Origin of the sequence: Hydrogenophaga sp. (assembly GCF_022844385.1) — a bacterium.
GTDB lineage: Bacteria > Pseudomonadota > Gammaproteobacteria > Burkholderiales > Burkholderiaceae_C > Hydrogenophaga.
Map to the genome: position 1 here is coordinate 1 of NZ_JALHLX010000022.1, position 25,973 is coordinate 25,973.

Below are 25,973 nucleotides of genomic sequence, written 5' to 3' on the forward strand. Positions count from 1 at the left end.
AGCCTGAAAGGCTGTCTTTGACAGCTATAATTCGAGGCTTGTCGGCGTGTAGCGCAGCCTGGTAGCGCACTTGCATGGGGTGCAAGGGGTCGCGAGTTCGAATCCCGCCACGCCGACCAATAAAATCAACGGGTTAGCTCAGAAATGAGCTAACCCGTTTTTCTTTCCGGAGCCCGTGGGGTAAACGTTGGGGTAAACAGCCGCAACGCTGTCGGTTCTTCAATGGACCAGAAAAACGCCCACGACGACAGGTTGAACGCGATGGTGTCAGGCTGAGGGTGTACGGCGTGGCCATGACCGTGGCGGACTGTTTTAAGCACCGAAACAAGATCGGCCTCGACGTGGCCCTTGAGGCACTCAAGGACGCTCGTTCGAGGAACAAGGCGTCGGTGGACGAGATCTGGCGCTATGCAACTATATGCCGCGTGGCCAACGTGATGCGGCCTTACCTGGAAAGCATCGGATGAGTCGTCTCAGTGGTGGGCCGAATGGCTTCACCAGGTCACCGGCGCACATCAAGTTGTTTGCGTGCCCGGATCTCACATGTTCACTCAAACAGGGGCCTGCAACCCATAGGCCTGTGCAATTCGCGTCACCAGTTCGATCACGCTGATCTTCCCAAGCTGAAGGGCTTGCGGATCGATGGAGGTGTCTGCCGCGACCTCGGCGAGAAACCTGGCGAGGTCCGAACCGATCTTGGGGTCGAGTGGAATGAGGGTGGTGGGCGCCAGGAGTTGCGACAGGCGCAGCACGTCGTTGAGATGTTTGCGGATGTCTCTGGCATCGATGGCGGCGCCCTGGTCTTTGCGTGCCTGCAGATCCAGCCATGCGATGGCTTTCAGCGGAATCAGCCGGTCCTCTCCGACCCAGGAAAGGCCTCCTATCTCACGCCGGCCTGCCAGGATGAACGCGTAGTAGGTTTCGTCCAGCAAGATGGCAGAAAGACTGGACACCGCCTCATCCAGCGGGATCGGGGTGAGCTGGCTGCCCTCGGCGGGCGTCAAACCATCGGGAACTCGTGCAAACAGTTCGATCATGGCCGGGTAGCGCTCGTCCGCGGGCTTCTGGAAGCGGTAGAACTTCGGCTTTCCGGTGTCACTGACCTGATGCAGCTGATAGCCCCCTGCATTCACGAACTGCCAGAACGCTGCGCCAAAGGCCGGGGTCAGCACCTCCACATGCAGGACGATGTCCAGGTCCTTGGTCGCCCGAAACTGGAGCCCGGCATCCTCCATCGTCAGGCTCGCGGCGGTCCCACCAATCAGCAGATACTGGTCGGCGTACGCGGCAAACCTTTCCCGGAAGAGATCCAGCCCTCTCACCATGGAAGTTGTCCTTTCAGTTCGTCGAGGGCCTGCAGGACACGCTCATCCATGCTGTCCTGCAGACTGAGGGTGAGCGACAGTGGATCGACAGTCCCCCGGCCTGGCACCAGCGCCGGATCGTAGATCCAGAGCTCAAGCTCTTGCGCCGCATCGGATGGTTCCGGCGCCTCGCGGGCACCGGCTTTAAGGGCCTCTCGCCATTCTGCGAAGGTGATGGCGCACACCGGTTGTCGTGGCTCCGTGAGCATGGAATCGCGTGCGAGTGCGCTCAGGCCTGCCAGCCGCCACTGGCGCCCTGGTGGCAAGGTTTCTCTCACGGCCCACAACGTCCGGCGCACAGGGCTGCGGAGCAAGGGCCTTGCCATCTCCCAGATTTCCTGTGGCGGTAACTCGCGGTGCAACCATTGTGAGCGTCCCATCCTGCGTGTCGCGGCAAGACCCGCCGCGTTCAGTTCCCTGACCGCTCGGGACAAGGTCATGGGGGTGTAGCCCATGTCCGATGCCAGCCTGGCTGGTCGCCAATCGTTGGCCAGAGGCTCGTTCATCAATGCGGAAATGAGGATCGCCTGCGTCGATGGGCTCAGGGCGGCGCCAGAGGACGGCGGCCGCTGCCTGAAGTGCTCGCGAAGGTCCAGGCCCAGGTCGGGCAGGTAGAGCTGGTTGCCCGGCACGATGAACGGGACCTTCTGTTCGATCAGGCGTTTGCGCTCGTACGACGCCAGGGCATCGGTCACGAACACAACCGGCTGTTTTCCCTGCTCCCGCACCTTGTCCAGCCGGATGCGGATGTCACCCAAGGCCTGCTTTTGATTCGATGGAGAGATCGCCAGCACGACAGGACGGCCCAGCAGTTCAAGCTCGACAAACTGGAACGCGTCTTGAAGGAAATACGGCAGCCCGCTGGCTTGCGCCCAAGGCTTTTCCTGAGGCGTGGGAATGCCCAACACCTCGTTGAGGTACTTCCGGGTGGCAGCGACCAGCATCAAACTTGAACCTTATATAACAAAGAAACCGAACGATAACATCGACAATGTTATCGTGCAAAATTATGTTATGAAGATTCTGAGCCGGGTTCCTGACCATCTGCAGCGAACCTCATGTGGACAAAACCGGCCACGATAGATCGTTCTGTCTGTGGCCGTACTCGAAGTACCCGATACGTGCCTCGTCGGACGAGGTCTGCTCCCTGAGCAGTGCGGCGGCCACCGCTTCCAGCGGTGCCAGGCAACTGGATGCAGACGTAGGCCTCGCGCTCAGAAGTCATAGTCGTCACTGGGCTTCCTGGGCCTGCCCATTCGTGCCGGCCGACGTGCGGCTTCAAGTGCCTTGCCGTGAAGGTCGGCGTCGGGGTCTGCCACGACGTCCACTGATTTGTCCAGACCCAGCGCCCAGACAACGGTGATGCACACACCGATTGCAGTGCCAGGTCGGCCCAGCTCCAGCGCCGTCAGGGTGTTGCGGTTGATGCCGGCTTTGCTGGCGAGATCGGCTACGGACCAGCCCCGTCGGATGCGAGCGATCCGGATGCGCTGCCCCAGCTGTATCACCTGTTCAGCAGCGCGGGCTGGTGTGTTGAATTTGCCCATTAATCTAGGCGTTGATGGTCAAAATGCCCATCAAAGTAGGCAAAGTGCATGGGGTATTCCGGAAAGTTCGCTGCCTTGGGGCTTTGCTCAGACGTGCTTTCTGAAGACTCTTGGGTTGGCTAACTTGATAGGTCATGCCGTGCCTGACGGTCCCAGGATGGCATCAATCTGCTTCCCCAGCTTGTCCCAGGCCGCTTTTTTCTCATCGGCGAACTCGTGGTGCAGGTAGTGGCGCCGCACCCGGCTGCCGGCCATCACGTGGTTCTGGCAGCGATCGATGATGTCGGGCAGGATGCCCAGCGCCTGCATCATGGTGGCGCCGGTGCGCCGCATGTCGTGCGGTGTCCACTCGCGGTGGCTGCCGCTCTTGAGCACCAGCGCGTTGTCATTGGCCCGGCGTGACAGGTCCTTGCGGGTCTTGAACTGGATCTGTCGGTCGCCCACCTGCTTGGACACGGTCTTGACGTCGATGTGGGTGTCTTCCTTGTGGTTGCCCGCCGGGAAGCAGTAGGGCGATGTTCCGGTCAGCGCATTGAGTGCCTGGAACTGGCACAGCGAGAAGTCCGAGAGGTAGATCCGGTGGCCCTGCTTCTTGCCCATCGGTCCCTTGACGTTCTCGATCGGGATGGTCCAGTAGCGCTCTGCCAGGTCCACGTCTTCCCAGCGGGTCATCAGCAGCTCGCCGATACGGCACAGCGTGCCCAGGCAGATCCAGATCGCCAGCTGGGTCTCGCGCTTGAGCGGGCGCTGCACCTCGTACTTGTGACCGGCCGGGGTCTCTTCGTAGTCCGCCTCCATGCGCTCGAAGATCGCCTGCAGTTCCTGCAGCTCCTTGGACGAGAGCACGCGGTCGCGCTCGTTGACCATGTCGAAGTCTTTGGAGACGATCTCGCGGATCTCGATCAGGTCGGCCGGGTTGCCTTCGATCAGCAGGCCGCGCCAGGGCTGGCGCTTCTCGGCCCAGGCGAACAGCTGCACCAGATCCTGGTGCACGCGCACGGACATGCGGTTCACGCCACGCGCCACCATGGTCCGTAGGACCTTGCGCAGGTCGTGCTCGGTGATGCTGCGTACGGGCTTCTCGCCCAGCACGGGCAACACGTCCTTCTCGAACGAGCGGCGCAGTTCGGCATTGCCGTCCTTTCGCGCCACGCCATCGGCCAGCCAGGCGTCGAACATGTCCTTGAAGGGCCTGTTCTGGCTGGCCTCGGCGGCTGCCTGTGCAATGGTCGCCTCGACCGCGGCCTGGTTCTCGATGCGCTCGGCCTTCTTGTGGTCGTTGGGGTTGACCCCGGAACGAGCAAGTTCACGGGCTTCATCGCGCAGGCGGCGAATCTGCTCCATGGACACGTTGGGCCAGGTGCCACACGGGTACCAAGCGATCTTGCCGTCCCACCGGAAGGCGAATTTGAAGCGGGCGGACACGCTCTGGTCGTTGGCGACCCGGACTTCGCCGATGAGTCCGTCGCCGTCACTGAGGGTGTCGCCACGCCAATCCGGAGGCATGGCCTTGAGCTCCAGCGTCGTCCACTTTTTGCCCTTTCCCGCCTTCGGGTACCGTGTCATGAGACCTCCATGGGGTAAACGGTGGGGTAAACAAAAAAACGCTGTCAGTGTATTTCGTGGGACGGCCTGGGATCAAGTATCCTTTTTATCTATATGATTTAAAAGAGAAAAAGTCGTCCCATAACGTCCCAGGAAATCTCGCAAGATTTCACGTATATTTCTATGGGGTGCAAGGGGTCGCGAGTTCGAATCCCGCCACGCCGACCATTGGCATCTGAAAGCCCGCAACCGAAAGGTTGCGGGCTTTTTCAGTTTCTGGCGCCCGAATGTCCGTTCGCCCCAGTGTCAGCGCGGCCGAGCAAAGCCGGATGCAATCCACGCCTGGGCGCTGTCGACGTTGAGTTTGAAGGTCGGTGGCGCGGGTACGCGCGCCAGTTCTTCATCGAAATCGTTCACCGCGCTCAGGGTCGCGGTGGCGCCTTCCTCGTCGGGCACGATGGCCAGCGCGACTCGAAGGCGCTGACCATCAACCGTCAAGGTGACGTTCTTGTTGAGCTGCGCATGCAGTTGCTGCTCGGAACGGCGGATGACTTCCCTGGCGGTTTTCACCAAGGTGTTGAAGGCGGCGGTGTCCAGGGGCTTGGGGTTTTTCTTGTCGCGGCCCATGGTCCAGGGGCCCACCAGGGCCGGCTCGGTGGCGCCGTCCAGGTGCATGGCCACCGCCCAGCCGTCGTCGTCTTCGTTCTTGATCACGCGGGCGGTCCAGTGCCCGTCGCTCCAGAGACGGTCTTGGTGAATGGGTTCGTTGGTATCAAAGGTCATGGTGATGGTGAAGCGGGGACAAGTGTTTTCGGAAGTGCGGAAGCAGTCGATACTGTAAGGACTGTCACCACCGTCAAGGAGGCCGACCTTGAGCTTCAGATCCGATCCTGGCGCTTCGTCTCGCGAGCCCATCTTTGCCTCGATGCCCGAGCACATGCCAGGCGCGTTGTTGCAGTATGTGCTGGGGCCCGGGGGTGAGCATCGTATCTGCTGGATGAGCCCCGGCTGCCAGGAAATCTGGGAGGTAGTGGCGCAAGCCGCCGTGCAAGATGCCGATCTGTTGTGGTCGCTGGTGGATGCGCAAGACTTGGTGGCCATGCGGGCCTCGGTGCTTGAATCGGCTCGTTCGCTGCAAGACTGGACGCAAGACTGGCGCATCACCACACCGTCGGGCCGGCACAAGTGGCTTCATGGTGTTGGAAGGCCGCAACGTCAGCCCGACGGCTGGGTGGTCTGGAACACGGTCGTCGTGGATGTGACCGACAGCAAGCGTTCGGGGGATGCCATGCGCGACAGCGAAGCGCGGTTTCGGCAACTGCTGGAGTACGTGCCCAACGTCTCGGTGCAGGGCTACGGCCTGGATCTCACCACCCGCTACTGGAATCAGGCCTCGGAGCGCCTGTATGGCTATTCAGCTGCGGAGGCGATTGGTCGAAACTTGCTGGACCTGATCATTCCGCCCGAGATGCATGCGGGCGTGGTCGGTGCCGTGACCGAAATGATCGAGAGTGGTCTGCCGATTCCCGCTGCCGATCTGAGCTTGCGCCGCAAGGACGGCACGTTCGTCGAGGTGCATTCCAGCCACGTGTACCTCAACATCCCCGGTCGCGAGCCGGAGTTCTATTGCATCGACTTTGATCTGACCGAGCGCCGGGACTCCGAGGCGATCCGCGCGCTGCTGCAGTCACAACTGCGCGAGTCGCAGAAAATGGAGGCTCTGGGCACGCTCGCCGGCGGCGTGGCGCACGACTTCAACAACATCGTGGCCGCGATCATCGGCAATGTGGAGCTGGCGCTGGACGACGTGCCCGCCAACAGCCCGGCGCGCACGAGCTTGATGGAGATCCGCAAGGCGAGCCGGCGCGCACGCGATCTGGTGCAGCAGATCCTCGCGTTCAGCCGGCGCCAGGTGCTCGAGCGGCAGGTGATCGAGCTGGCGCCAGTGGTCGAAGAGTCGGTGCGCTTGTTGCGCGCCACCTTGCCGGCGGGCGTGGAACTGAACGTGCACATCGGTGCTGGTGTTCCCCGTGTGCTGGCCGATGCCACCCAGATCGAACAGGTCTTGCTCAACCTTTGCACCAATGCCTGGCAGGCAGTTCGAGGTGTTGCACAAGGGCGTGTTGCGATCCGGCTGGAGTCGCATGTGGACAGTCCTGCAGCAGCGGGCGCTGCGCCGACCGCGTGGGCCCGGTTGACCGTGAGCGACAACGGACAGGGCATGAGCGATGAGACGCGTGCGCGCATGTTCGAGCCGTTCTTCACCACCAAACCGCCCGGCAAGGGCACGGGGCTGGGACTGGCGGTGGTGCACGGCATTCTGCGGGATCACGACGCGGTGATGGAGGTGCAGAGCGCTCCGGGGGAGGGCTCCATCTTTTCGGTGAGCTTTCCTGCGGTACTCGGGGCGGCTTCGGCCACCGTGTCACACATGGCGCAGCAGGTGCACCCCCAGCGCGCCGCATCCCCTCAGGGCGCCCACATCCTGTACGTGGACGACGACGAGATGATCGCGTTCCTGATGGAGCGCCTGCTTCAGCGCGAGGGTTACCGCGTCACGGTGTTCACGCACGCCGCGCAAGCGCTGGTGGCGCTGCGTGAGCAGGCCGAGCCCTTCGATCTGGTCATCACCGACTACAACATGCCCGGCATGTCGGGGCTGGATTTTGCACGCGCTGTCAAGGCTCAGTGGCCCGACTCGCCAGTGGCCATCACTTCAGGCTACATCTCGGAAGAACTGCGGGCTCAGGCGCCAGCGGCGGGCGTGAGTGAGCTGATCTACAAGCCGAACACGGTGGAAGAGTTGTTCGCAGCGGTCGATCGGCTGGTGCGCAGCGTGCTCGGGCCCCAGCAACGCGGCTGATCTTCAGGGCACCAGCCACACCAGCGCGTCGTCGGTCAGTCGGGCACGCCGGTGGCCCGTGCGGGCCAGCTCCAGCCAGTCGATGTGTTCGATGCGCGCAGTCACCACGGCCAGGTGGTGCGCGCCATGTTCGTGGTCTGTGTGGTCCCCCAAAGCCGAGCCCGGCGCTTGCGGACTGAGGTAGTCGCCCGCGGCAGCCGACTGGGAGACCCGCGCCCAGGCTGCGTCGACCAGTGGACCTTCGGTGTGCACCTGCGTGGCGACGCGCACACGCAATTGCCAGTTCAGGCGTTTGCTCCAGAACACGAAGGCGGCCGCTGGCACCGCCTGCAGCTCGACCACCTTGGGACTGCGACGATCGGTGAAAAAACTGAGTTGTGAAGCCGTGGCATCGGCAGCACGCAGCACCACGGTTCGCGCCTGGGGCAGGCCGTCCAGCCCGGTCGTGGCCAGCACCGGCGTGCGCCATTCGTGGTGGCGGTCCACCGTCGCGCGCTGCAGTTCGGTCCAGATGCGGTGGTGAATGTCGGCGGCGGTGCCCGGCGGCTCCTGGCCCATGTCAATGCTCGGCCGGCGCCGAAGCGGGCCCCGCTGCCGCCTTCTCGCGCGCCTGGCGTTGTTCGCGCTCGCGGATCACTTTCTTGACGTCGTACAACTGCCAGACACCAAAGCCCAAGATGACCAGAAAGACGCCGAGTTCGAGCCAGATACCCATGCTGTGTGCCTCGCAAAGGGGAGTGTTGTGGAGCGGGCTGATGGTGCCTGAAGGCCCATGCCGGTGCAATACAGTGCGGTATGTCCGACGAATACCAGATTGAAATCCCCGCCTCCTTCATGGCCTTGTATGTGCTGCCGGGGCGGCAGAAGCCCAGCCTGCCGCGCGATGAACTGGCCGCGCGTTACGAGCTCTGCGAAGACATGGCCCAGTTGCTCACGGAGACCGCGCGCAACATGGAGTTCAGCCTCGGACTGGCCGAGAGCGATGTGCTCATCCGTTGTCTGCAAGGGCTGAGGGTCGAGCCTGCGGTGGTGAGCGAGGCCGAGTCTGTGTGGGTGGTGCGCCGGCTGGCCGAGCTGTTGGGTTGGTCGGATGCGGGTCTGCAGCTTTAACGCGTTGGCTCGGGCGTCCCGGTGCGCAACCACAGCAGTGCCGCCAGCGCGCTGAGGCCCAAACCGCCCGACACCCACAATGCTCCCGCGCCCCAGCGCTCGATGCACAAGCCAAACAGCAGTGGCGCAAAGGCTTGCGCCACGCGCGAGGGCGCCATCATGATGCCTTGCCGCTGGCCGTAGCCCACGGGGCCAAAGTACACCAGTGGCAGCGTACCCTTGGCAATGGTGAGGATGCCGTTGCCGGCGCCATGCAGCAACGCAAATGCTGGCCCTGCGACTGGACCGAGCAGCATCCAGCACGCCACGCCCACTGGGTGCGCCAATGCCGCTGCACGCGCCGACAGCAAGGGGTGCAGGCGGCGCAGGAACCCGAATTCCAGCATGCGCCCCGCCACCTGTGCCGGGCCGACCAGGGCACCGATGGCGACCGCCCCGGCCAGCGTGGCGCCGCTGGCCACCAGCAGTTGTGGCAAGTGCGCTGCCATGGCGGTGCTGATGAACCAGGTGGCAGCGAACACGTAGGACAGGACCCAGGCTGTGAAGCGGTGCGGCGGTGCGGCGGGCGTTTGCGCCGTCTGCGTCGGCACATCCTGTGTCTGTAGCGGCTCACGCGGCGCAGTGGCGCGCGGAATGCTCGCGTTCAATGGCAGCCCTGCCAACAAATGCAGGGCGGCCCAGGCCAGGCAAGCGCCACGCCAGCCGAACTCGGTCTCCATCAGCCCGGTGAAGGGCCAGCCCACAGTGCTGGCAAAGCCGGCCACGAGCGTGATGCCGGTGATGGATGCGCGTGCCTGCGTGCCCTGAAGGCGAACCAGTGCGGCAAACGCGGCCTCATACAGCCCGCTGCCCATGGCCACGCCAATCAACAACCAGGCAAGCATCAGGCCGGTGGTGTCCTGCACCAAGGACAGGCTGGCCAGCCCGGCGGCGAACAGGACGCTGGTGCCCATGAGCACCGGACGACCTCCCCAGCGGTCGATGGCGCGACCGGCGAACGGCCCCAGCACCGCCGAGGCGAGCAGGGCCACGGTGAACGCGATCCAGATGTGCGAGATCGGCAGGCCCAGATCGTCGGCCATGGGCCGTGCCAGCAGGGCAGGCAGGTAGTAGGTGGAACCCCAGGCCAGTGTCTGTGCTGTTCCCAGGCGCAGGACAAGAGGCCAGGTGCGTGGGGTGGTCATGCGAAGAGAGTGCGTGACCGACCCGACCGCCAAGCCTCAGGCGATATCGAAGGCGTGGAAGCCGAAGCGCCCCTGCCGGCGGTCGGCAAAGTAATGCTCCAGCGTCTCCCTGACGGTGCGAAACGCGATCTCGTCCCAGGGGATCTGGTCTTCCGTGAACAGCCTGGCTTCGATGGTTTCGTGCCCGGGATCAAACACGTCGCTGAGCAGGCGGGCGCGGTAGTAGATGTGCACCTGGCCCACGCGCGAGACGTTCATGAGCGTGAAGATCTCGCCCATTTCAAACTGGGCGCCAGCTTCTTCCACTGTTTCGCGCGCCGCGCCTTCTGCTGTGGTTTCGTTGAGCTCCATGAAGCCGGCTGGCAGCGTCCATTTGCCGAACCGTGGCTCGATGTTGCGCTTGCAGAGCAACACGTATTGACCACTGTCGCCCCACACCGGCACCGTGCCCACCACGTTGAGCGGGTTGTCGTAGTGCACCAGGTGGCAAGCCGGGCAGACTGCGCGGGGTTTGGTGTCGCCGTCATCGGGCAGGCGCAGCACAACGGCGGTGCCGCAGTTGCGGCAGTGTTTGGCGGGTGGTCGGAGCATCGGATCAGTTTAGCGGGCCGTCGTGAAGGCGAAAAAAAGCCGGGCTGCAAGGCCCGGCTTTCTGCAGAGTATTGGCTTCAGGCTTTCTTGCCGTGCTTCACGATCAGCGCCTTGGCGGTTTCCAGCAGTTCCTTGCCGTTGAAGCCGCGCTTGTCCATGTCCTGCACCCACTCGATTTCAACGAGGCGTGCCTTGCGGCGGAACTCCTGTGCTTCGGCCGCAGGGATGGTGTAGATGGTGTTGCCCTGCTTCACCGCCGATTCGCGGCCTGCAGCATCACCTCCCTGCTGGGTCTTGCCCAGCCAGCCCGAGGTTTCCAGGCCGGAGTTCTTGTCGATCACGGCCTTGAGGTCGGGTGGCAGGCTGGCGTATTTCGCCTTGTTCATGGCCATCACGAAAGTGGTGGTGTAAAGCGCGCCGCCGGCGGGGTCGAACTCGCTGTGGAACTTGGTGAGTTCCTGCACCTTGACCGAGGGCACAACTTCCCACGGGATCACGCAACCATCGATGACACCTTTGGACAGCGCATCGGGGATCTGCGGCAGCGGCATGCCCACGGGCGTTGCGCCGAGGTAGCCGAGCATCTTGGTGATCTGGCGGGTCGGGCCACGCACCTTGGAGCCGCGCAGGTCTTCAGCGGTTTTGACCTGTTTGCTGCGCATGTGGAACATGCCGGGTCCGTGCACCTGCAGGGCGATGGGCTGCACATCCTTGAACTCGTCCTTGGCCACGGTCTGCACATATTCCCAATAAGCCTTGGAGGTGGCTTCGGCGTTGTTCATCATGAACGGCAGCTCGAACACTTCAATGCGCGGGAAGCGGCCTGGCGTGTTGCCCGGCAGGGTCCAGACGATGTCGACCACACCGTCGCGCGCCTGGTCGAACAGCTGCACCGGCGAGCCGCCGAGCTGCATGGCCGGGTAGGCCTCGAACTTGATGCGGCCGCCCGAGTCTTTCTCGACCTTGTCCATCCAGGCCTTGTGCATGTTGAGCCACACGTTGGACTGCGGCGACATGAAGGTATGGAACTTGAGTGTGACGCTTTGCTGGGCAAATCCCACCAGGGCGGGTGCGCCGAGCGCGATGGCCGCGCCGGACTGGATCAAGGTTCTGCGTTGGATCATGAAGAAGTCTCCTGAGGTCGATGAAAAAGTGAATCGAGGATAGGGGGCGGCGGTGTGGATCGTGAGAGGTCAAACCCGCAAGAGCGCACTGGGGGTTCTACGTAGAACCAGATCGGTGCGTCAGCCGATGGACACGCTGATGGGCGTGAGCCCTTCCACGCCACCGACCAGTGTGTCGCCGCGAACGACCGCATTCACACCTTCGGGTGTGCCGGTGTAGATCAGGTCGCCGGGCTGCAGTTCCCAAGCGGCAGAGAGGTGTTCGATGGTCTCGGCCACGTTCCAGATCAGCTTGTTGACGTTGCTGCGCTGGCGGTCGCTGCCGTTGACCTTCAGCCAGATGGGCGCGTTGTTCACGTCGCCGGCGTTGGCGGCAAGCGTGATCGGGCCGATGGGCGCCGAATGGTCGTAGGCCTTGCCGATGCACCAGGGACGGCCCTGCTTTTTCATCTCGCCCTGCAGGTCGCGGCGCGTCATGTCCAGACCCACGGCGTAGCCGTAGATGTGTTTCGCGGCGTCGGCCGCTTTGATGTTTTTGCCGCCGGTGCCGATGGCCACCACCAGTTCGATCTCGTGGTGCAGGTTGTTCGTGAGGCTGGGGTAGGGCGTGCTGGCGGTCTGGCCGGCTTCGGCCACCACGATGGTGTCGGCCGGCTTCAAGAAAAAGAACGGCGGCTCGCGGCCGGTGAAGCCCATCTCCTTGGCGTGTTCTTCGTAGTTGCGACCCACGCAGTAGATGCGGTGAACCGGAAAGCGCCCGGTGCTGCCGACCACGGGCACGGAGACGGTGGCGGGCGGGGTGAAGGCGAAGTGCTCGGACATGGCGTGTGCAATGGGTTGGAGGGGATGGGCGCGGTCAGTGTGCCATCAGTGTTGTGAGGCCGGCAGGCGCACCACCAGGCCATCGAGCTCGGCGCTGAGGCGCACTTGGCAACTCAGGCGGCTCTGCGGCACCACCGGGCTGGAGGCGAAGTCGAGCATGTCAAGCTCGTCGGGCACAGGCGGGGGCAGCAGATCGGACCACGGGGCATCGATCATCACGTGGCAGGTGGCGCAGGTGAGGCTGCCGCCGCAGTCGGCTTCGATGCCTTTGATGTCGGCGTCCACCGCGGCCTTCATGAGGCTGTCGCCCGGACGGGCCTGGATGTCTTGCTGTGTCTGGTCAGGGTGGATGAAGCGGATGGAGATCATGGATGTGTTTCAAGTGCGGGCGAAGTATTCGCGGCGTTCAAAGTCGGTCTTGTCCTCGGCCTGGGCGTGGCGCTCGATCTCGCTGCGTTTGACGTGGCAGAAATGGTGCACCACATCCTGGCCGAGGCCCTTGCACAAGGCCGCGTCGGCTTCCAGCGCCTGCAGTCCTTCGGGCAACGAGGTCGGTATTTTCTCGCTGCCGTCGGCATAGGGCGTTTCGCTGGCACGCGGCGGCTGCAACTGGTTCTGCACCCCGTCGAGGCCGGCGTGGATCTGCGCAGCCATGTAGAGGTAGGGGTTGGCGGCGGGTTCGCCGATGCGGTTCTCGATGCGTGTGGACTGGTCGCCCGCACCGCCCACCACCCGCAACATGGCGCCGCGGTTGTCGCGGCCCCACAGCACCGACTGCGGGGCGAGGGCGTTGGGTCGAAAGCGCGCGAAGCCGTTGAGGGTGGGTGTGCACAGCGGCGTCATGCCGCGTGCATGGGTCAGCAGACCGGCGAGCCAGTGGCTGGCCACATCCGACAAGGTGTGTCGCGCATCCAGCACCGTGGTGTCGGGCGCAGGGGTGTCACGCACGCAGGCGTTGCGCCCGGTCTTCAGGTCCACCAGCGACTGGTGCAGGTGCCAGCCGCTGGACATGATGTGCGGGAAAGGCGGGCGGCACATGAAGGTGGCGTGGTATCCAGCGCGGCGCAGCGCCTGGCGCACGCCGTTGCGGAACAGCACCATCTGGTCGGCCGCGGTGAGCGCGTCGGTGGCGTCGAACACGGCTTCCACCTGGCTGGGGCCGAGTTCGATCTCGATCGACTGCAGCGGCAGGCCCAGCGCTTGCGCTGTGCGCTGCACGATGCGCAGCGGCTCGTCGCTCATGTCCACCATGGCTTCGGCCTGCAGGTTGTAGCCAGGGTGGATCATTTCCACCGTGGGCGGCAGGCCGGGCCAGCCGGCGAGTTCGGGGTCGAGCTGTGGCCGGGTGTCGATGATGCGGTAGATGTGAAACTCGACCTCCAGCCCGGTCTTCAGGCCGTAGCCCGCCTCACCGAGCCGGGCCAGCGCAGTCTGCAACACGCGGCGCGTGTCCAGCGGCACTGGGCGGCCATCGGCAAACCAGGGCTGGCAGCGCAGCCAGCCGGTGTGGGGCGCCCAGGGCAACTCGGTGAAGCTCTCGGGTTCGGGCAGCAGCATGAGGTTGGCCGCGCCGGCAAAGCCGGGCAGGTCGGCCGCGCCGCCGGGCTCGAACACCTTCCACGCGGTGCGGTCGCCCGTGTCCTTGAGCATGACTGTGCCCACCATGCCCACGCCGTCCAGCAAGGCGCGCATGGCCGCCGTGGCGGTGAGTGTCTTGCCGCGCAGCATGCCGTGGGTGTCGCACCAGCCCATGCGCACGAGTTCGACGCCGCTGGCTTCGATGCGTTTGACCAGGCGCACGCAGGCGGCCTCTCGGACGGCGGAGTGGATGCCGCAGCGTTCGGCGAAATGGGTCATTTCGCTGCCACGGTTTCTGTGGCGTTGTGGTGCCAGGGCGCGCCTTCCCGCCGTGCGCGCACCGCGTCTTGCCACCAGGCTTGCCAGCCCTGCGCCGGAGCGATGCCGTCCACGGTTTCAGGGCCGCTGATCTGCTCGTGCAGAGCAGGGTCGGCGATGCCGGGCGCGATGCCACCTTGTTCCACCGTGTCGATGGCTTGCTGAAGCATGCGCCGGTTGGCCATGATCACTTTGTCTGTTGTGCCCAGGTGCTCACGCGTGCGGTCCTGGATGGCCCCCATGCTCTCGCAGGCCCACTGGTCGTGCACGTTGATGTCGTCCTCGCCCATGCCCAGGTAGGTGCGGGTTTGCTGTTCGTCCGGGTTGAAGCCCCAGTTGTTGTGGCGGCCAGACTTCGGCTTGTAGTCGGGCAGGGTGACGGCTGCAAGGCGAGGCGTGCGCATGGCGTCTTTGTCCACTGAGGTAGTGAAGCTGGTGAAGAAGGCGAACCAGTAGTTGTGGGTATCGTCCACCGGCACGTGCATCTGCGTGATCGTCATGGTCTCGGAGAGCGGGATCACGAAGGTCTGCGGAAACACGGCGTTGGTCACGCGCACATGCGTGAGTTCGTCCGTCATGGGGCGCAACGCGGTGAGCTGCAGGCCGTGGGGCTTGGCTTCAAAGGAAATCAAGGGTTGGCCGAACTCGCGCATCACCCGCGTCATGGGCCAGCGCTCGCCACCCACGTCGCCAGCGCTGGCGCCGCGAAACTGCTTGCCGTAGCTGTCGTCGAGCGACGCGTCGTTGAAGAAGCGGTGCAGGTAGGACGCGTGCGCCGGATCTATGCCCACTTCAAACGCTTGCAGCCAGTTGCAGTTCCACAGGCCCTTGAAGGCGAAGGTGTGCGAAGCCGGGGCGTTGAAACAGTCCAGCGCGGGGAAGGGCGGGGGTGTCTGTTCTTCGGGGCCGAACCAGCTGAACAGCACGCCGCTCCTTTCCACCAGCGGGTAGCTGCGCTGCCGGATGCGGGTGCAGAGCAGGCTGCCGGCGGGCTCGCCCGGAGTCTCGATGCACTGGCCGGTGGTATCGAACTTCCAGCCGTGAAAGGGGCAACGCAGGCCATCACCCTCGTTGCGGCCAAAGGCGAGGTCGGCACCGCGGTGCGGGCAGTCGCGGTCGAGCAGGCCGTAGCTGCCCTGGGCATCGCGGAACAGCACGAAGTCCTGCCCGAGCACGCGCACGGCCTTGACCGGGCGCACGGCCATGGCCGGGTCCAGCGTGGGATCGAACTCGTCGAGCAGGGCGACCGGTTGCCAGTAGCGGCGCAGCAGTTCACCACCGGGGGTCTTGGGGCCGACCTGGGTCAGGCGCTGGTTGAGTTCGGCTTTCATGGGCGCTCCGTTGGGCTTGGTTCAAACGGTATCCCGTTTATTTGTTTCAGTGTACAGTTTGCGTCATGAGCCTGCAAGACACCGTTTTGATGCAACTGCGCGACCTGATCCTGAGCGGCCAGTTCGAGCCCGGCCACCGACTGGCCGAGCAGCAGCTCGCAGAGCGCCTGGGCGCCTCGCGCACGCCCGTGCGCGCTGCGCTCGTGACCCTGGAGCAGGAAGGCCTGGTCGAAGCCAACGAGACCGGCAAGTACCTGGTGCGCCAGTTCACCGCGCAGGAGGTGACCGACGCGATCGCGGTGCGCGGCCACCTGGAGGGCATGGCCGCGCGGCTGGTGGCCGAGCACGGCGTGTCGCGCCAGTTGCAGGGGCAGTTGCAGGCCTGCCTGGACGAAGGCGACCGGCTGCTCGCCGACAGCCCGCTGACCATCGAAAGCTACGCGGCCTATGCGGTGATGAACGACCGTTTCCACGCGCTGCTGCTGGAAGCCTGCGGCAACCGCGCCCTGCAGCGCGCGGTGGCACTCAACGACAAGCTGCCGTTCGCGCCGGCCTCGGCCATGTTGCCCATGCAGGGCACGGTGGCGCTGGACCGCGACTGGATGCTCTACGCGCACCGCCAGCACCACATGCTGTTCAACGCGCTGCAGCGCGGTGAAGGTGCGCGCGCCCAGGCCCTGGCGGTGGAACACACCGAGGTGGCGCAGATGAACATGCGGCTGGCGCTGGAGCGGCGCGCGGAGTCCGAGCAGGTGATGCCGGTCATGCGGCTCGTGGTGGGCTGAGACGGCGGCGGTGTATCGTCCCGGGCATGCCGCCCACCACTGAAACAGCTCCTTCCCCCGGTCTCACGCTGCGGCGTGTGGCCATCGACACCTACCACGAGAACGTGGCCTACCTGCACCGCGACTGCGAAGTGGTGCGGGCCGAAGGCTTCCAGGCCTTGTCCAAGGTGGAGGTGCGGGCCAACGGCCGGCGCATCCTGGCCACGCTCAATGTGGTGGACGACAGCAGCATCGTGGGCTGCAATGAAATCGGGGTGTCCGAAGACGCCTTTGCCCGGCTGGAAGTCGCCGGTGGGCATCCGGCCTCGGTGTCCCCGGCCGAGCCGCCCGAATCCATTCCGGCGCTGTTTCGCAAGATCAATGGCGAGCGCCTGGGCCGCGACGACTTCCGCCACATCGTTCGCGACATCGCCGAGCTGCGCTATTCCAAGATCGAACTCACCGCCTTCGTGGTGGCCTGCAACCGCAGCGAGCTCGACCGCGAGGAGGTCTACTTTCTGACCGAAGCCATGGTGGCCAGCGGGCGGCGGCTCGACTGGCACGAGCAGCTGGTCGTGGACAAGCACTGCATCGGCGGCATCCCGGGCAACCGCACCTCCATGCTGGTCGTGCCCATCGTGGCGGCCCACGGGCTGGTGTTTCCCAAGACCTCGTCGCGCGCCATCACCTCGCCCGCCGGCACGGCCGACACCATGGAGGTGCTGGCCAATGTGGAGCTGCCCTTCGAGCAGCTCACCGGCATCGTGCGCCAGCACCACGGCTGCCTGGCCTGGGGCGGCACGGCCCAGCTCTCGCCCGCCGACGACGTGCTGATCTCGGTGGAGCGCCCGCTGTCCATTGATTCGCCCGGCCAGATGGTGGCCTCCATCCTGTCCAAGAAGATCGCCGCCGGCGCCACGCACCTCGTGCTCGACATTCCCATCGGCCCCACCGCCAAGGTGCGCTCCATGCCCGAGGCGCAGCGCCTGCGCCGCCTGTTCGAGTACGTGGCGCAGCGGATGCACCTGTCGTTGGACGTGGTGATCACCGACGGCCGCCAGCCGGTGGGCCGTGGCGTGGGCCCGGTGCTCGAAGCGCGCGACGTGATGCAGGTTCTGGAAAACGACCCGCGCGCGCCCGACGACCTGCGGCAGAAATCGCTGCGACTGGCAGGACGCCTGATCGAATGCAATCCCGATGTGCGCGGCGGTGACGGGTTTTCCATTGCGCGCGACATCCTCGATTCGGGCCGTGCGCTGGCGCAGATGCGGGCCATCGTCAAGGCCCAAGGCGACCGTGGTTTTGACCACCACCACCCTGCGCTGGGCGCGCTCACGCTGGACGTGAAGGCACCCGCTGCCGGTGTCGTCATCGGCATCGACAACCTGCAGATCGCGCAGATCGCGCGCCTGGCTGGCGCGCCCAAGGTGCGGGGCGCGGGCGTGGACCTGTGCGTCAAACTGGGCGAGACAGTGGCCGCGGGTGATCTGCTCTACCGCGTGCACGCCAGCTACCCCGCCGACCTGGAATTTGCGCGCCAGGCCTGCGCGCGCGCCAGCGGTTTCAGCCTGGGCACCTCCGCCCAGGTGCCCCAAGTTTTTGTGGAGTTCTGATGTCCCCCTCAAGCAAACCCGCTGCGGGTTGTGTGCTGTGTTTCGACGATGAAGCGGCGCTGGCTGGCCAGGCCGCCAGCGCCCTCGGCATGGTCCTGGCGGTGGTCGAGCGCCACCGCTTCCCCGACGGGGAAATGCGCCTGCGCCTGCCGGCCGGGCTGCCCGATCGCGTGGTGCTCTGGCGCGGCCTGCAGCAGCCCAACGAAAAACTGGTGGAGGTGCTGCTGGCCGCGCAGACTGCGCGCCGGCTGGGTGCGAAGCACCTCACGCTGGTCTCGCCCTACCTGGCCTACATGCGCCAGGACATCGAATTCAACCCGGGCGAGGCCATCAGCCAGCGCATCGTGGGCGGCTTCCTGGCCGGCTTGTTCGACGCCATCATCACCGTGGACCCGCACCTGCACCGCGTGGCCACGCTGCATGAAGCCATGCCGGTGAAGGACGCGATCGCGCTCAGCGGCGCGCCACTGCTGGCCGACCACATCGCCACGCAGCGCCAGAACCCGCTGCTGATGGGCCCGGACGAAGAGGCGCTGCAGTGGGTGGCGCTGGCCGCGCAGCGCCACGGCTGGGACCATGCGGTGTGCCGCAAGACGCGCCACGGGGATTGCGAGGTCGACATCGAACTGCCCGGGCTGCCGGTGGCGGGCCGAGCGGTGGTGCTCATGGACGACGTGGCGAGCTCAGGCCACACGCTGGCGCGCGCGGCGGTGAAGCTGCGCGCGGCAGGTGCGGCCTCGGTGGACGTGGCGGTCACACACGCGCTGTTTGCGCCCGGCGCGGTGCAGCTGGTCCGCAGTTCGGGGGTGGGTGAAATCTGGAGTACCGACTGCATTTCGCATCCCTCAAACGCGGTGAGCATCGTCCCTGAGGTGGTGAGGTCATTGCAGGGGCTGGGCGTGGCGAACGGGTGAGCCGCGCAGAATCCGGGTTTTCCCGAGCGGCCTCAGGGCCGCTTTTCACTGGCGGCCCTCGGGCCGCGCGTCATTTCTGCATCCGGAACCCCTCACATGGCATCACTGTTCGAACCCACCATCGCCGGCAGCCTTTCGCTGGCCAACCGCGTCGTCATGGCCCCGCTCACGCGCAACCGCGCACCCAACGCCGTGCCCACGCCACTCATGGCCACCTACTACCAGCAGCGCGCCAGCGCCGGCCTGCTCATCACCGAAGCCACCGCCATCAGCCACCAGGGCCAGGGCTACGCCGACGTGCCGGGCCTGTACGCGCCCGAGCAGATCGAAGGCTGGAAGGACGTGACCGCTGGGGTGCACGCTGCGGGCGGAAAAATCGTCACCCAGCTCTGGCATGTGGGCCGTGTCTCGCACATCGACCTGCAGCCCAACGGCGCTTCGCCCGTTGCGCCCTCGGCCATCGCGGCCAAGACCAAGACCGTGCTGCTCAAGGACGGTGCGCCCGTGTTCGTGGAGACCTCGGTGCCGCGCGCGCTGGAAACCAGTGAACTCCCAGGCATCGTGAACGACTACCGCAAGGCTGCGCTTGGCGCCATCGAAGCCGGTTTTGACGGTGTGGAGATCCACGCCGCCAACGGCTATCTGATCGACCAGTTCCTGAAGACCGGCAGCAACCAGCGCACCGATGCGTACGGCGGCAGCATTGAAAACCGCGCCCGCCTGCTGGTCGAGGTGGTCAAAGCCGTGACCGATGCCATCGGCGCTGGCCGCACCGGCATCCGCCTCTCACCCGTGACCCCGGCCAACGACGTGATCGATGCCGATCCGCAGCCGCTGTTCACCCACGTGATGAACGAACTGGCGAAATTCGACCTGGCCTATGTGCACTTCATCGAAGGCGCTACCGGGGGCCCGCGCGAACTGGACGACCGCCCGTTCGATTACGACGCCTTGCGCACCGCGTACCACGCAGCCGGCGGCAAGGCGGCCTGGATGGTCAACAACGGCTACGACCTGGCGATGGCCAAGGACGCCGTGAACGAAGGCGCCGATCTGGTCGCGTTTGGCAAGACTTATATCGCCAACCCCGACCTGGTGGAGCGCCTGAAGCAGGGTGGCCCGTTCAACGAGCCTGACAACAAGACCTTTTATGGGGGTGGCGCCAAGGGTTACACCGACTACCCGGCGCTGGCCGCCTGAGCCGACGGATTTGACGGCTTTGCTTGAGCGCACTCAAGCAAAGGCACCGCCCCCCGCGCCAACATGACGGCATGACGGCGTGCATGCGCCAGCCGGGCGGCTGGCGCTGCAGCATGTGCAGCTGGAGGGTGCGATGCAACGGGACCACGGCGGACCGGGTTGGCGCAAAGCGTTGGCAGACAGGCAGCGCGGTTGTGTTGCGCGCGGCCGGTCGTGGCCGGCGCACCCGCTGGCGTGGCTGCTGACCGGCCGCCTGCTGCTGGCGGGCTGGGCCGGACTCAAGGCCCTGGCGCAAACCGCTGTGGCGCCGGTGGTGGTTCTCACGGTGCACGGTGCCATCGGCCCGGCCAGTGCCGACTACATCATTCGGGGCCTGGCCCGGGCGCACCAGCAAAACGCTTCACTGGTGGTGCTGGAGCTCGACACCCCGGGCGGGCTGGACAGTTCGATGCGCCAGATCGTGCAGGCCATCCTGGCCTCGCCGGTGCCGGTAGCCACCTACGTGAGCCCGCAGGGTTCGCGCGCGGCCAGTGCCGGCACCTACATCCTCTACGCCAGCCACATCGCAGCGATGGCACCTGCCACCACGCTGGGGGCGGCAACCCCCGTGGCGATCGGCGTGCCCGGTGCGCTGACAAGGCCCGCTCCCCAGGCCGCACCCCCCGGTGATGCTCCGGCCTCGGGCGAAGGCGAGACACCGGCCTCCCCTGGGGACGCCATGTCCGCCAAACAAGTGCACGACGCAGCGGCCTTCATCCGGGGTCTGGCCGCGCAGCGGGGCCGCAACGCGCAATGGGCCGAACGGGCGGTGCGCGAGGCCGTGAGCCTGACCGCGCAAGAAGCGCTGCGGGAGAACGTGGTCGATGTCATGGCCAGCGACATCCCCGACCTGTTGAACCAGATCGATGGCCGCACCGTGCGCACCGCGGCTGGCGATCTGCGCCTGGCCACGCGCGGCCTGGCGACCGAAGCGCACCCGTCCGACTGGAGGCACCGCCTGCTGGGCGTGATCGCCAACCCGGGTCTGGCACTCATCCTGTTGATGGTCGGCGTATACGGCCTGATGTTCGAGTTTTCTTCGCCCGGTTTTGGCTTGCCTGGCACCGCGGGCGCCATCTGCCTGCTGCTGGCCCTGTTTGCGCCGCAGTTGCTGCCGGTGAATCACGCCGCCCTGGCCTTGATCCTGCTGGGTTTTGCGCTGCTCGCGGCCGAGTTGATGGTGCCTTCCTTCGGCGTGCTCGGGGTCGGAGGCATCGTGGCTTTTGTGGCAGGGGGGCTGCTGCTGTTCGACCGCGACGTAGCGGGACTGGGCTTGCCGCTGCCGCTGATCTTTGGCGTTGCGATCTCCGCCGGCGCTGCGGTGCTGGTGGGCGGTGCACGTCTTTGCAGCGCACGGACTGGTGCTGAAGGTGAACCCCGACCCCGAATTCCCAGCCGCCGCTCAAAAACCCCTTGAAGGAGAGCCAAGCCATGTTTGATTTCAACCTGGGCCTGGGCACGGTCTTCGTGCCCCTGCTCCTGCTCTTGCTGGCGTGGGCGTTTCGCATCCTGCGCGAGTACGAGCGCGGTGTGGTGTTTCAGCTGGGCCGGTTCTGGAAGGTCAAGGGTCCGGGGCTGGTGATCGTGATTCCCGGGCTGCAACAGATGGTGCGGGTGGACCTGCGTGTGGTGACGCTGGACGTCGAGCCGCAGGACGTGATTTCGCGCGACAACGTCTCGGTCAAGGTGAACGCGGTGGTCTTCTTTCGGGTGGTGGAGCCCGACAAGGCCATCATCCAAGTGGAGAACTACCTCGTGGCCACCAGCCAGCTCGCGCAGACCACGCTGCGTGTGGTGCTGGGCAAGCACGAACTCGACGAAATGCTGGCCGAACGCGAGCGGCTCAACCTGGATGTGCAGCAGATCCTGGACGCCCAGACCGGCGCCTGGGGCATCAAGGTGACCAACGTCGAGATCAAGCACATCGACCTCAACGAATCCATGGTGCGCGCCATCGCCCGCCAGGCCGAGGCCGAGCGCGAGCGCCGTGCCAAGGTGATCCATGCCGAAGGCGAGAAGCAGGCGGCTGTGTCGCTGCTTGAAGCGGCACAAATGCTGGCTCGCCAGCCCGAAGCCATGCAGCTGCGCTACCTGCAGACCATGACACAGGTGGCCGGTGATCGCGCTTCGACCATTGTGTTTCCCCTGCCCATGGACCTGCTCGGACGCCTGCTGGACAAGGGCACTGCTGCGGGCCAAGCGCCGAACGGGCCGAGCGAAACGCGCGAGTGACCCGCCACCCCATCCTTGCAACACGACCACCGCACCATGGAACACCCACGCATCTGCAAACCGACTCAGCCCTCCCGGACGCCCCACCTGACGGACTACGACACCACCGTGGCCCAGTTCAGCTGGTCTGAAGCCCAAGCGCAGCTGGACGGCTTGCCCGCAGGCGGCGGGTTGAACATGGCCCACGAAGCGGTGGACCGGCATGTGATGAATGGTCGCGGGCAGCAGACCGCCATCCGGTGGCTGGGCAAGCATGGCGAACGGCGAGCGCTGAGTTACACCGAGTTGTCGCGGGCGAGCAACCAGTTTGCCAACGCGCTGGAAAGCCTGGGCGTGAAACCGGGCGAGCGGGTGTTCGTGCTGATGGGCCGTCTGCCCGAGCTCTACGTATCCGTGCTGGGCGCGCTCAAGGCGCGCTGTGTGGTCACACCGCTGTTCTCGGCGTTCGGCCCCGAGCCCATCGCCACCCGGGCCGACTTGGGCGATGCGCGCGTGCTGGTGACCACCCCGGAGCTGTACCAGCGCAAGCTGCGGGCGCTGCGCGAACGCTTGCCGGGCCTGCGCCATGTGATCGTGGTGGGTCCGGCGCCCACCGAAGATGCCGGCCTGCATGCCTGGGACGCGCTGGTGGCCGCTGCGTCCACGCAATACACCATTGCGCCGACCGATCCCGAGTCCACCGCGCTGTTGCACTTCACCAGCGGCACCACCGGCCGACCCAAGGGCGTGTTGCACGCCCATGCCGCGGTGCTGGCCCACGCGGTGACCGGGCGATTCGCGCTGGACCTGCACGATGACGACGTTTTCTGGTGCACCGCCGACCCGGGCTGGGTCACCGGCACCAGCTACGGCATCCTGGCGCCGCTGGTGTGCGGCGTGACCAATGTGGTGGTGGAAGCCGAGTTCGATGCCCAGACCTGGTACGGGGTGCTGGCGGGCGAGCGCGTCACCGTCTGGTACACCGCGCCCACGGCCATCCGCATGATGATGAAACTCGGTACCGAGGCGCTCAGGGGCCACGACCTGTCGGCCTTGCGCTTCATGGCCAGCGTGGGTGAGCCGCTCAACCCCGAGGCGGTGGTCTGGGGTGTACAGGCCTTTGGCTTGCCGTTTCACGACAACTGGTGGCAGACCGAAACCGGCGGCATCATGGTGTCCAATTTTGTGTCCATGGACATCAAGCCCGGCTCCATGGGCAAGCCGCTGCCGGGCATCACGGCGGCCATCGTGCGGCTGGAGGATGGCCGGGTTCACCTGCTGGAGGAGCCCGACATGGATGGTGAGTTGGCCCTCAAGGCACCCTGGCCGTCCATGATGCGCGGTTACCTGAACGAGGACGCCCGCTACCGCCGCTGTTTCGTGGACGGCTGGTACCTCACCGGCGACCTGGCCCGTCGCGATGCCGAGGGCTACTACTGGTTCGTGGGGCGCGCGGACGACGTCATCAAGTCGGCCGGCCACTTGATAGGTCCGTTCGAAGTGGAGAGCGCGCTCATGGAGCACCCGGCGGTGGCCGAGGCCGGCGTGATCGGTATCCCGGACCCGGTGCTGGGCGAGATGGTCAAGGCCTTCGTGGCGCTCAAACCCGGTTTCGACGCGGGCGAGCCGCTGCGCCGCGAACTGCTGGGCCATGCCCGCAAGCGCCTGGGCGCAGCGGTGGCGCCCCGGCAGATCGACTTTCGCGACAACCTGCCCAAAACGCGCAGCGGCAAGATCATGCGACGCCTGCTCAAGGCCCGCGAGCTCGGCCTGCCCGAGGGCGACCTGTCGACGCTGGAGAGTGACGAAAAGAAGTGAAACCTGATTGCGCACAACGAGAGGCCCGCCATGACCGATAAGATCCACCTCGACCGCGCCCACCTGCATCGGCTGTACGGGCAGATGCTGCGCATCCGCCGCTTCGAGGCCAAATGTGTCGAGCTGTACCAGGCGCAGAAGATCCGCGGCTTTCTGCATCTGTACGACGGTGAAGAGGCGGTGGCCACCGGCGTGATGGCTGCGCTGGAAGAGCGCGATGCGGTGCTGGCCACCTACCGGGAACACGGCCAGGCGCTGGCGCGCGGCGTGCCCATGGGGCCCCTCATGGCCGAAATGCTGGGCAAGGTGCAGGGCAGCTGCCGCGGCCGTGGGGGTTCCATGCACATCTTTGATCGCCAGCGCCGCTTCTTCGGCGGCAACGCCATCGTGGGCGGCGGCCTGCCGCTGGCGGTGGGCATCGCCATGGCCGACAAGCAGCTCCGCCCGGGTGCTGTCACCGCCTGTTTCTTTGGCGAGGGCGCCGTGGCCGAAGGCGCTTTTCACGAAAGCATGAACCTGGCCGCCGTCTGGCAGCTGCCGCTGCTGTTCGTGTGCGAAAACAACCGCTATGCCATGGGCGTGCCACTGGAAGACGCCGAGTCGCAGACCGAGGTGTACCGCAAGGCCGAGGCCTTTTGCATGGCCAGCGCACCGGTGGACGCCATGGACCCGATCGAGATGGAAGCCGCAGCGCGGCGGGCCGTGGCCCACGTCCGCGCCGGCCTCGGACCGTATTTCCTGGAGTGCCGCACCTACCGCTTTCGCGCGCACTCCATGTTCGACGTGCAGGCCTACCGCTCGCGCGAGGAAGCGGATGCCTGGAGGCAACGCGACCCGATCGAGCGTCTGCGCACCTGGATGGTGGAGAACCAGCGGCTCAGTGCCGACGAGTCGGCGGCCATCGACGCCAGCATTGCCGCCGAGATCAACGCGGCGGTGGCCTTTGCCGAGGCCGGCACGCTGGAGCCGCTGGACGAGCTGGAGCGCTTTGTGCTGATGGACAGCGTGGTCCAGGAGTGCGACTCCCGGGAGCAGCCCGCATGAGTCAGACCCCTTCGCTCATGACCTACCGCGAGGCGTGCCGCCAGGCCATTCGCGACGCCCTGCTCGCCGACCCGCGCTGCTTTGTGATGGGTGAAGACGTGGGCAAGTACGGCGGTTGCTACGGCGTCACCAAAGGTTTGCTCGAGGAGTTCGGGCCGCAGCGCATCCGGGACACGCCACTGGCTGAAAACGGCTTTGTGGGCGCCGGCATTGGCGCCGCTCTGGCTGGGCTGCGCCCCATCGTGGAGATCATGACCTGCAACTTCAGCCTGCTCGCGCTCGACCAGATCATGAACAACGCTGCGACCTTGTCCCACATGTCGGGCGGGCAATGGGCGGTGCCGCTGGTGATCCGCATGGCAACTGGTGGCGGGCGGCAACTGGCGGCCCAGCATTCGCACAGCCTGGAGGGCTGGTACGCCCACATTCCCGGGCTCAAGGTGGCGGTGCCGGGGACCGTCGAGGACGCGCGCCACATGTTGGCCGCCGCCCTGGCCGATCCCAATCCGGTGCTCATCTTCGAGCACATCGTGCTTTACAACACAGAGGACACCGTCGAGGCAGGCTTGACGGCGGTCGACCTGCAGCGCGCCAAGGTCCGGCTTGCAGGGCGCGACGTCACGCTGGTGACCTACGGCAACAGCCTGCCCAAATGCCTGCAGGCCGCGCAGGAGCTGGCGAGGGACGGGGTGGAGGCGGAGGTGATCGACCTGCGCATGCTGCGCCCGCTGGACATGGAAACGGTGAGTGCATCGGTGTGCCGGACCCGGCGTGTGGTGATCGTGGACGAAGGCTGGAAGAGCGGCTCGATTTCTGCCGAGATCGCAGCCCGCCTGGCCGAAGACGCGTTGTACGAACTGGACGCGCCGATCCTGCGTGTCTGCAGCCGCGAGGTGCCGGTGCCGTATGCGCTGCACATGGAAGAGGCGGCGCTGCCGTCGGTCCAGGAAATCGTGGCAGCGGTGCGCTCCCTCCTGGCGGCGAGGATCTGAG

Annotated in this window: 25 protein-coding genes, 1 tRNA gene and 1 pseudogene; 13 read left to right on the plus strand and 14 right to left on the minus strand. The window is 65.7% G+C overall.

Translation table 11 applies throughout. From position 1 onward, the window contains the following. Positions 1-42 precede the first annotated feature (42 nt). Positions 43-119 (plus strand) — tRNA-Pro (locus tag Q0C59_RS06620). Positions 120-251: 132 nt separating this feature from the next. Beyond that, a pseudogene (locus Q0C59_RS06625) lies at positions 252-467 on the plus strand (hypothetical protein); the annotation flags it as partial. An 84-nt stretch (positions 468-551) separates the two neighbouring features. Here the strand turns inward: Q0C59_RS06625 and Q0C59_RS06630 are convergent. The 5 genes from Q0C59_RS06630 to Q0C59_RS06650 all read right to left on the minus strand — a co-directional run bounded on the left by Q0C59_RS06630 (position 552) and on the right by Q0C59_RS06650 (position 5,239). Further along, positions 552-1,325, minus strand: a complete 774-nt coding sequence (locus Q0C59_RS06630; protein WP_291213365.1) for a hypothetical protein — start codon at positions 1,323-1,325, stop codon at positions 552-554. Next, the gene (locus tag Q0C59_RS06635) at positions 1,319-2,308 is read right to left on the minus strand and encodes a hypothetical protein (RefSeq protein WP_291213367.1); all 990 of its coding nucleotides are present in this window, start codon (positions 2,306-2,308) and stop codon (positions 1,319-1,321) included. The genes Q0C59_RS06630 and Q0C59_RS06635 overlap by 7 nt, the downstream gene beginning before the upstream one ends. Before the next feature lie 270 nt (positions 2,309-2,578). After that, on the minus strand, positions 2,579-2,911 hold the full coding sequence (locus Q0C59_RS06640) for a helix-turn-helix domain-containing protein (protein ID WP_291213369.1): 333 nt from the start codon (positions 2,909-2,911) through the stop codon (positions 2,579-2,581). 132 nt (positions 2,912-3,043) lie between these two features. After that, complete coding sequence (locus tag Q0C59_RS06645; RefSeq protein ID WP_291213371.1) at positions 3,044-4,477, minus strand: site-specific integrase; 1,434 nt, start codon at positions 4,475-4,477, stop codon at positions 3,044-3,046. 285 nt (positions 4,478-4,762) lie between these two features. Continuing rightward, positions 4,763-5,239 carry a hypothetical protein gene (locus Q0C59_RS06650; RefSeq protein WP_291213373.1) on the minus strand — a complete coding sequence of 159 codons (477 nt, stop codon included), beginning with the start codon at positions 5,237-5,239 and terminating at the stop codon, positions 4,763-4,765. An 88-nt stretch (positions 5,240-5,327) separates the two neighbouring features. Between Q0C59_RS06650 and Q0C59_RS06655 the strand changes: the two genes are divergently transcribed. After that, on the plus strand, positions 5,328-7,319 hold the full coding sequence (locus tag Q0C59_RS06655) for a PAS domain-containing sensor histidine kinase (protein ID WP_291213375.1): 1,992 nt from the start codon (positions 5,328-5,330) through the stop codon (positions 7,317-7,319). Between the two features lie 3 nt (positions 7,320-7,322). Here Q0C59_RS06655 and Q0C59_RS06660 read toward each other — a convergent pair whose 3' ends face one another. Beyond that, positions 7,323-7,877, minus strand: a complete 555-nt coding sequence (locus tag Q0C59_RS06660; protein ID WP_291213377.1) for a pyridoxamine 5'-phosphate oxidase family protein — start codon at positions 7,875-7,877, stop codon at positions 7,323-7,325. 1 nt (position 7,878) lies between these two features. Further along, on the minus strand, positions 7,879-8,034 hold the full coding sequence (locus Q0C59_RS06665) for a hypothetical protein (RefSeq protein ID WP_291213379.1): 156 nt from the start codon (positions 8,032-8,034) through the stop codon (positions 7,879-7,881). Between the two features lie 80 nt (positions 8,035-8,114). On the opposite strand from Q0C59_RS06665, the gene Q0C59_RS06670 reads away from it, so the two are divergent. After that, a complete protein-coding gene (locus Q0C59_RS06670; protein ID WP_291213381.1) occupies positions 8,115-8,429 on the plus strand; it encodes an ATPase with chaperone activity in 315 nt (104 codons plus the stop codon). Here Q0C59_RS06670 and Q0C59_RS06675 read toward each other — a convergent pair. The 7 genes from Q0C59_RS06675 to Q0C59_RS06705 all read right to left on the minus strand — a co-directional run bounded on the left by Q0C59_RS06675 (position 8,426) and on the right by Q0C59_RS06705 (position 15,377). Further along, entirely contained in the window at positions 8,426-9,613 is a 1,188-nt protein-coding gene (locus tag Q0C59_RS06675; RefSeq protein WP_291213383.1) for an MFS transporter, read from the minus strand. The two genes, Q0C59_RS06670 and Q0C59_RS06675, sit on opposite strands and share 4 nt — an antisense overlap. Positions 9,614-9,649: 36 nt before the next feature. Then, positions 9,650-10,204 carry an NUDIX hydrolase gene (locus Q0C59_RS06680; RefSeq protein WP_291213385.1) on the minus strand — a complete coding sequence of 185 codons (555 nt, stop codon included), beginning with the start codon at positions 10,202-10,204 and terminating at the stop codon, positions 9,650-9,652. A 77-nt stretch (positions 10,205-10,281) separates the two neighbouring features. Then, positions 10,282-11,328 carry a TRAP transporter substrate-binding protein gene (locus Q0C59_RS06685; protein WP_291213387.1) on the minus strand — a complete coding sequence of 349 codons (1,047 nt, stop codon included), beginning with the start codon at positions 11,326-11,328 and terminating at the stop codon, positions 10,282-10,284. Between the two features lie 120 nt (positions 11,329-11,448). Further along, positions 11,449-12,150, minus strand: a complete 702-nt coding sequence (locus tag Q0C59_RS06690; RefSeq protein ID WP_291213389.1) for a fumarylacetoacetate hydrolase family protein — start codon at positions 12,148-12,150, stop codon at positions 11,449-11,451. 45 nt (positions 12,151-12,195) lie between these two features. Beyond that, on the minus strand, positions 12,196-12,519 hold the full coding sequence (locus Q0C59_RS06695; RefSeq protein WP_291213391.1) for a 2Fe-2S iron-sulfur cluster-binding protein: 324 nt from the start codon (positions 12,517-12,519) through the stop codon (positions 12,196-12,198). 9 nt (positions 12,520-12,528) lie between these two features. Next, positions 12,529-14,007: a glutamine synthetase family protein gene (locus tag Q0C59_RS06700; RefSeq protein WP_291213392.1), complete on the minus strand. Its 1,479-nt coding sequence runs from the start codon at positions 14,005-14,007 to the stop codon at positions 12,529-12,531. Further along, the gene (locus tag Q0C59_RS06705) at positions 14,004-15,377 is read right to left on the minus strand and encodes a Rieske 2Fe-2S domain-containing protein (RefSeq protein WP_291213394.1); all 1,374 of its coding nucleotides are present in this window, start codon (positions 15,375-15,377) and stop codon (positions 14,004-14,006) included. The genes Q0C59_RS06700 and Q0C59_RS06705 overlap by 4 nt, the downstream gene beginning before the upstream one ends. Positions 15,378-15,442: 65 nt before the next feature. Here Q0C59_RS06705 and Q0C59_RS06710 point away from each other — a divergent pair, with 65 nt between their 5' ends. The 9 genes from Q0C59_RS06710 to Q0C59_RS06750 all read left to right on the plus strand — a co-directional run bounded on the left by Q0C59_RS06710 (position 15,443) and on the right by Q0C59_RS06750 (position 25,972). Continuing rightward, complete coding sequence (locus Q0C59_RS06710; RefSeq protein ID WP_291213396.1) at positions 15,443-16,162, plus strand: GntR family transcriptional regulator; 720 nt, start codon at positions 15,443-15,445, stop codon at positions 16,160-16,162. Between the two features lie 26 nt (positions 16,163-16,188). Further along, positions 16,189-17,754, plus strand: a complete 1,566-nt coding sequence (locus tag Q0C59_RS06715) for a thymidine phosphorylase family protein (protein ID WP_291213398.1) — start codon at positions 16,189-16,191, stop codon at positions 17,752-17,754. Further along, positions 17,754-18,668, plus strand: coding sequence for a ribose-phosphate diphosphokinase (locus Q0C59_RS06720; protein ID WP_291213400.1), 915 nt, complete (start codon positions 17,754-17,756; stop codon positions 18,666-18,668). Before Q0C59_RS06715 ends, Q0C59_RS06720 begins: the two co-directional genes overlap by 1 nt. Before the next feature lie 96 nt (positions 18,669-18,764). Beyond that, the gene (locus Q0C59_RS06725) at positions 18,765-19,868 is read left to right on the plus strand and encodes an alkene reductase (RefSeq protein WP_291213402.1); all 1,104 of its coding nucleotides are present in this window, start codon (positions 18,765-18,767) and stop codon (positions 19,866-19,868) included. A gap of 133 nt (positions 19,869-20,001) precedes the next feature. After that, positions 20,002-21,324, plus strand: a complete 1,323-nt coding sequence (locus Q0C59_RS06730) for a nodulation protein NfeD (protein ID WP_291213404.1) — start codon at positions 20,002-20,004, stop codon at positions 21,322-21,324. A gap of 14 nt (positions 21,325-21,338) precedes the next feature. After that, positions 21,339-22,139, plus strand: a complete 801-nt coding sequence (locus Q0C59_RS06735) for a slipin family protein (RefSeq protein WP_291213406.1) — start codon at positions 21,339-21,341, stop codon at positions 22,137-22,139. A gap of 15 nt (positions 22,140-22,154) precedes the next feature. Beyond that, the gene (gene acsA / locus Q0C59_RS06740; protein WP_291213408.1) at positions 22,155-23,936 is read left to right on the plus strand and encodes an acetate--CoA ligase; all 1,782 of its coding nucleotides are present in this window, start codon (positions 22,155-22,157) and stop codon (positions 23,934-23,936) included. Between the two features lie 30 nt (positions 23,937-23,966). Further along, positions 23,967-24,980: a pyruvate dehydrogenase (acetyl-transferring) E1 component subunit alpha gene (gene pdhA / locus Q0C59_RS06745; protein WP_291213410.1), complete on the plus strand. Its 1,014-nt coding sequence runs from the start codon at positions 23,967-23,969 to the stop codon at positions 24,978-24,980. Continuing rightward, complete coding sequence (locus Q0C59_RS06750) at positions 24,977-25,972, plus strand: alpha-ketoacid dehydrogenase subunit beta (RefSeq protein ID WP_291213412.1); 996 nt, start codon at positions 24,977-24,979, stop codon at positions 25,970-25,972. The genes pdhA and Q0C59_RS06750 overlap by 4 nt, the downstream gene beginning before the upstream one ends. The last annotated feature ends 1 nt before the right edge of the window (position 25,973 follow it).

Excerpts from the sequence above, each read along its gene's own strand:
- Q0C59_RS06630 (WP_291213365.1), bottom strand. The coding sequence starts at position 1,325 with ATGGTGAGAGGGCTGGATCTCTTCCGGGAAAGGTTTGCCGCGTACGCC.
- Q0C59_RS06635 (WP_291213367.1), bottom strand. The coding sequence starts at position 2,308 with ATGCTGGTCGCTGCCACCCGGAAGTACCTCAACGAGGTGTTGGGCATT.
- Q0C59_RS06640 (WP_291213369.1), bottom strand. The coding sequence starts at position 2,911 with ATGGGCAAATTCAACACACCAGCCCGCGCTGCTGAACAGGTGATACAG.
- Q0C59_RS06645 (WP_291213371.1), bottom strand. The coding sequence starts at position 4,477 with ATGACACGGTACCCGAAGGCGGGAAAGGGCAAAAAGTGGACGACGCTG.
- Q0C59_RS06650 (WP_291213373.1), bottom strand. The coding sequence starts at position 5,239 with ATGACCTTTGATACCAACGAACCCATTCACCAAGACCGTCTCTGGAGC.
- Q0C59_RS06660 (WP_291213377.1), bottom strand. The coding sequence starts at position 7,877 with ATGGGCCAGGAGCCGCCGGGCACCGCCGCCGACATTCACCACCGCATC.
- Q0C59_RS06665 (WP_291213379.1), bottom strand. The coding sequence starts at position 8,034 with ATGGGTATCTGGCTCGAACTCGGCGTCTTTCTGGTCATCTTGGGCTTT.
- Q0C59_RS06670 (WP_291213381.1), top strand. The coding sequence starts at position 8,115 with ATGTCCGACGAATACCAGATTGAAATCCCCGCCTCCTTCATGGCCTTG.
- Q0C59_RS06675 (WP_291213383.1), bottom strand. The coding sequence starts at position 9,613 with ATGACCACCCCACGCACCTGGCCTCTTGTCCTGCGCCTGGGAACAGCA.
- Q0C59_RS06680 (WP_291213385.1), bottom strand. The coding sequence starts at position 10,204 with ATGCTCCGACCACCCGCCAAACACTGCCGCAACTGCGGCACCGCCGTT.
- Q0C59_RS06685 (WP_291213387.1), bottom strand. The coding sequence starts at position 11,328 with ATGATCCAACGCAGAACCTTGATCCAGTCCGGCGCGGCCATCGCGCTC.
- Q0C59_RS06690 (WP_291213389.1), bottom strand. The coding sequence starts at position 12,150 with ATGTCCGAGCACTTCGCCTTCACCCCGCCCGCCACCGTCTCCGTGCCC.
- Q0C59_RS06695 (WP_291213391.1), bottom strand. The coding sequence starts at position 12,519 with ATGATCTCCATCCGCTTCATCCACCCTGACCAGACACAGCAAGACATC.
- Q0C59_RS06700 (WP_291213392.1), bottom strand. The coding sequence starts at position 14,007 with ATGACCCATTTCGCCGAACGCTGCGGCATCCACTCCGCCGTCCGAGAG.
- Q0C59_RS06705 (WP_291213394.1), bottom strand. The coding sequence starts at position 15,377 with ATGAAAGCCGAACTCAACCAGCGCCTGACCCAGGTCGGCCCCAAGACC.
- Q0C59_RS06710 (WP_291213396.1), top strand. The coding sequence starts at position 15,443 with ATGAGCCTGCAAGACACCGTTTTGATGCAACTGCGCGACCTGATCCTG.
- Q0C59_RS06715 (WP_291213398.1), top strand. The coding sequence starts at position 16,189 with ATGCCGCCCACCACTGAAACAGCTCCTTCCCCCGGTCTCACGCTGCGG.
- Q0C59_RS06720 (WP_291213400.1), top strand. The coding sequence starts at position 17,754 with ATGTCCCCCTCAAGCAAACCCGCTGCGGGTTGTGTGCTGTGTTTCGAC.
- Q0C59_RS06725 (WP_291213402.1), top strand. The coding sequence starts at position 18,765 with ATGGCATCACTGTTCGAACCCACCATCGCCGGCAGCCTTTCGCTGGCC.
- Q0C59_RS06730 (WP_291213404.1), top strand. The coding sequence starts at position 20,002 with ATGCAACGGGACCACGGCGGACCGGGTTGGCGCAAAGCGTTGGCAGAC.
- Q0C59_RS06735 (WP_291213406.1), top strand. The coding sequence starts at position 21,339 with ATGTTTGATTTCAACCTGGGCCTGGGCACGGTCTTCGTGCCCCTGCTC.
- pdhA (WP_291213410.1), top strand. The coding sequence starts at position 23,967 with ATGACCGATAAGATCCACCTCGACCGCGCCCACCTGCATCGGCTGTAC.
- Q0C59_RS06750 (WP_291213412.1), top strand. The coding sequence starts at position 24,977 with ATGAGTCAGACCCCTTCGCTCATGACCTACCGCGAGGCGTGCCGCCAG.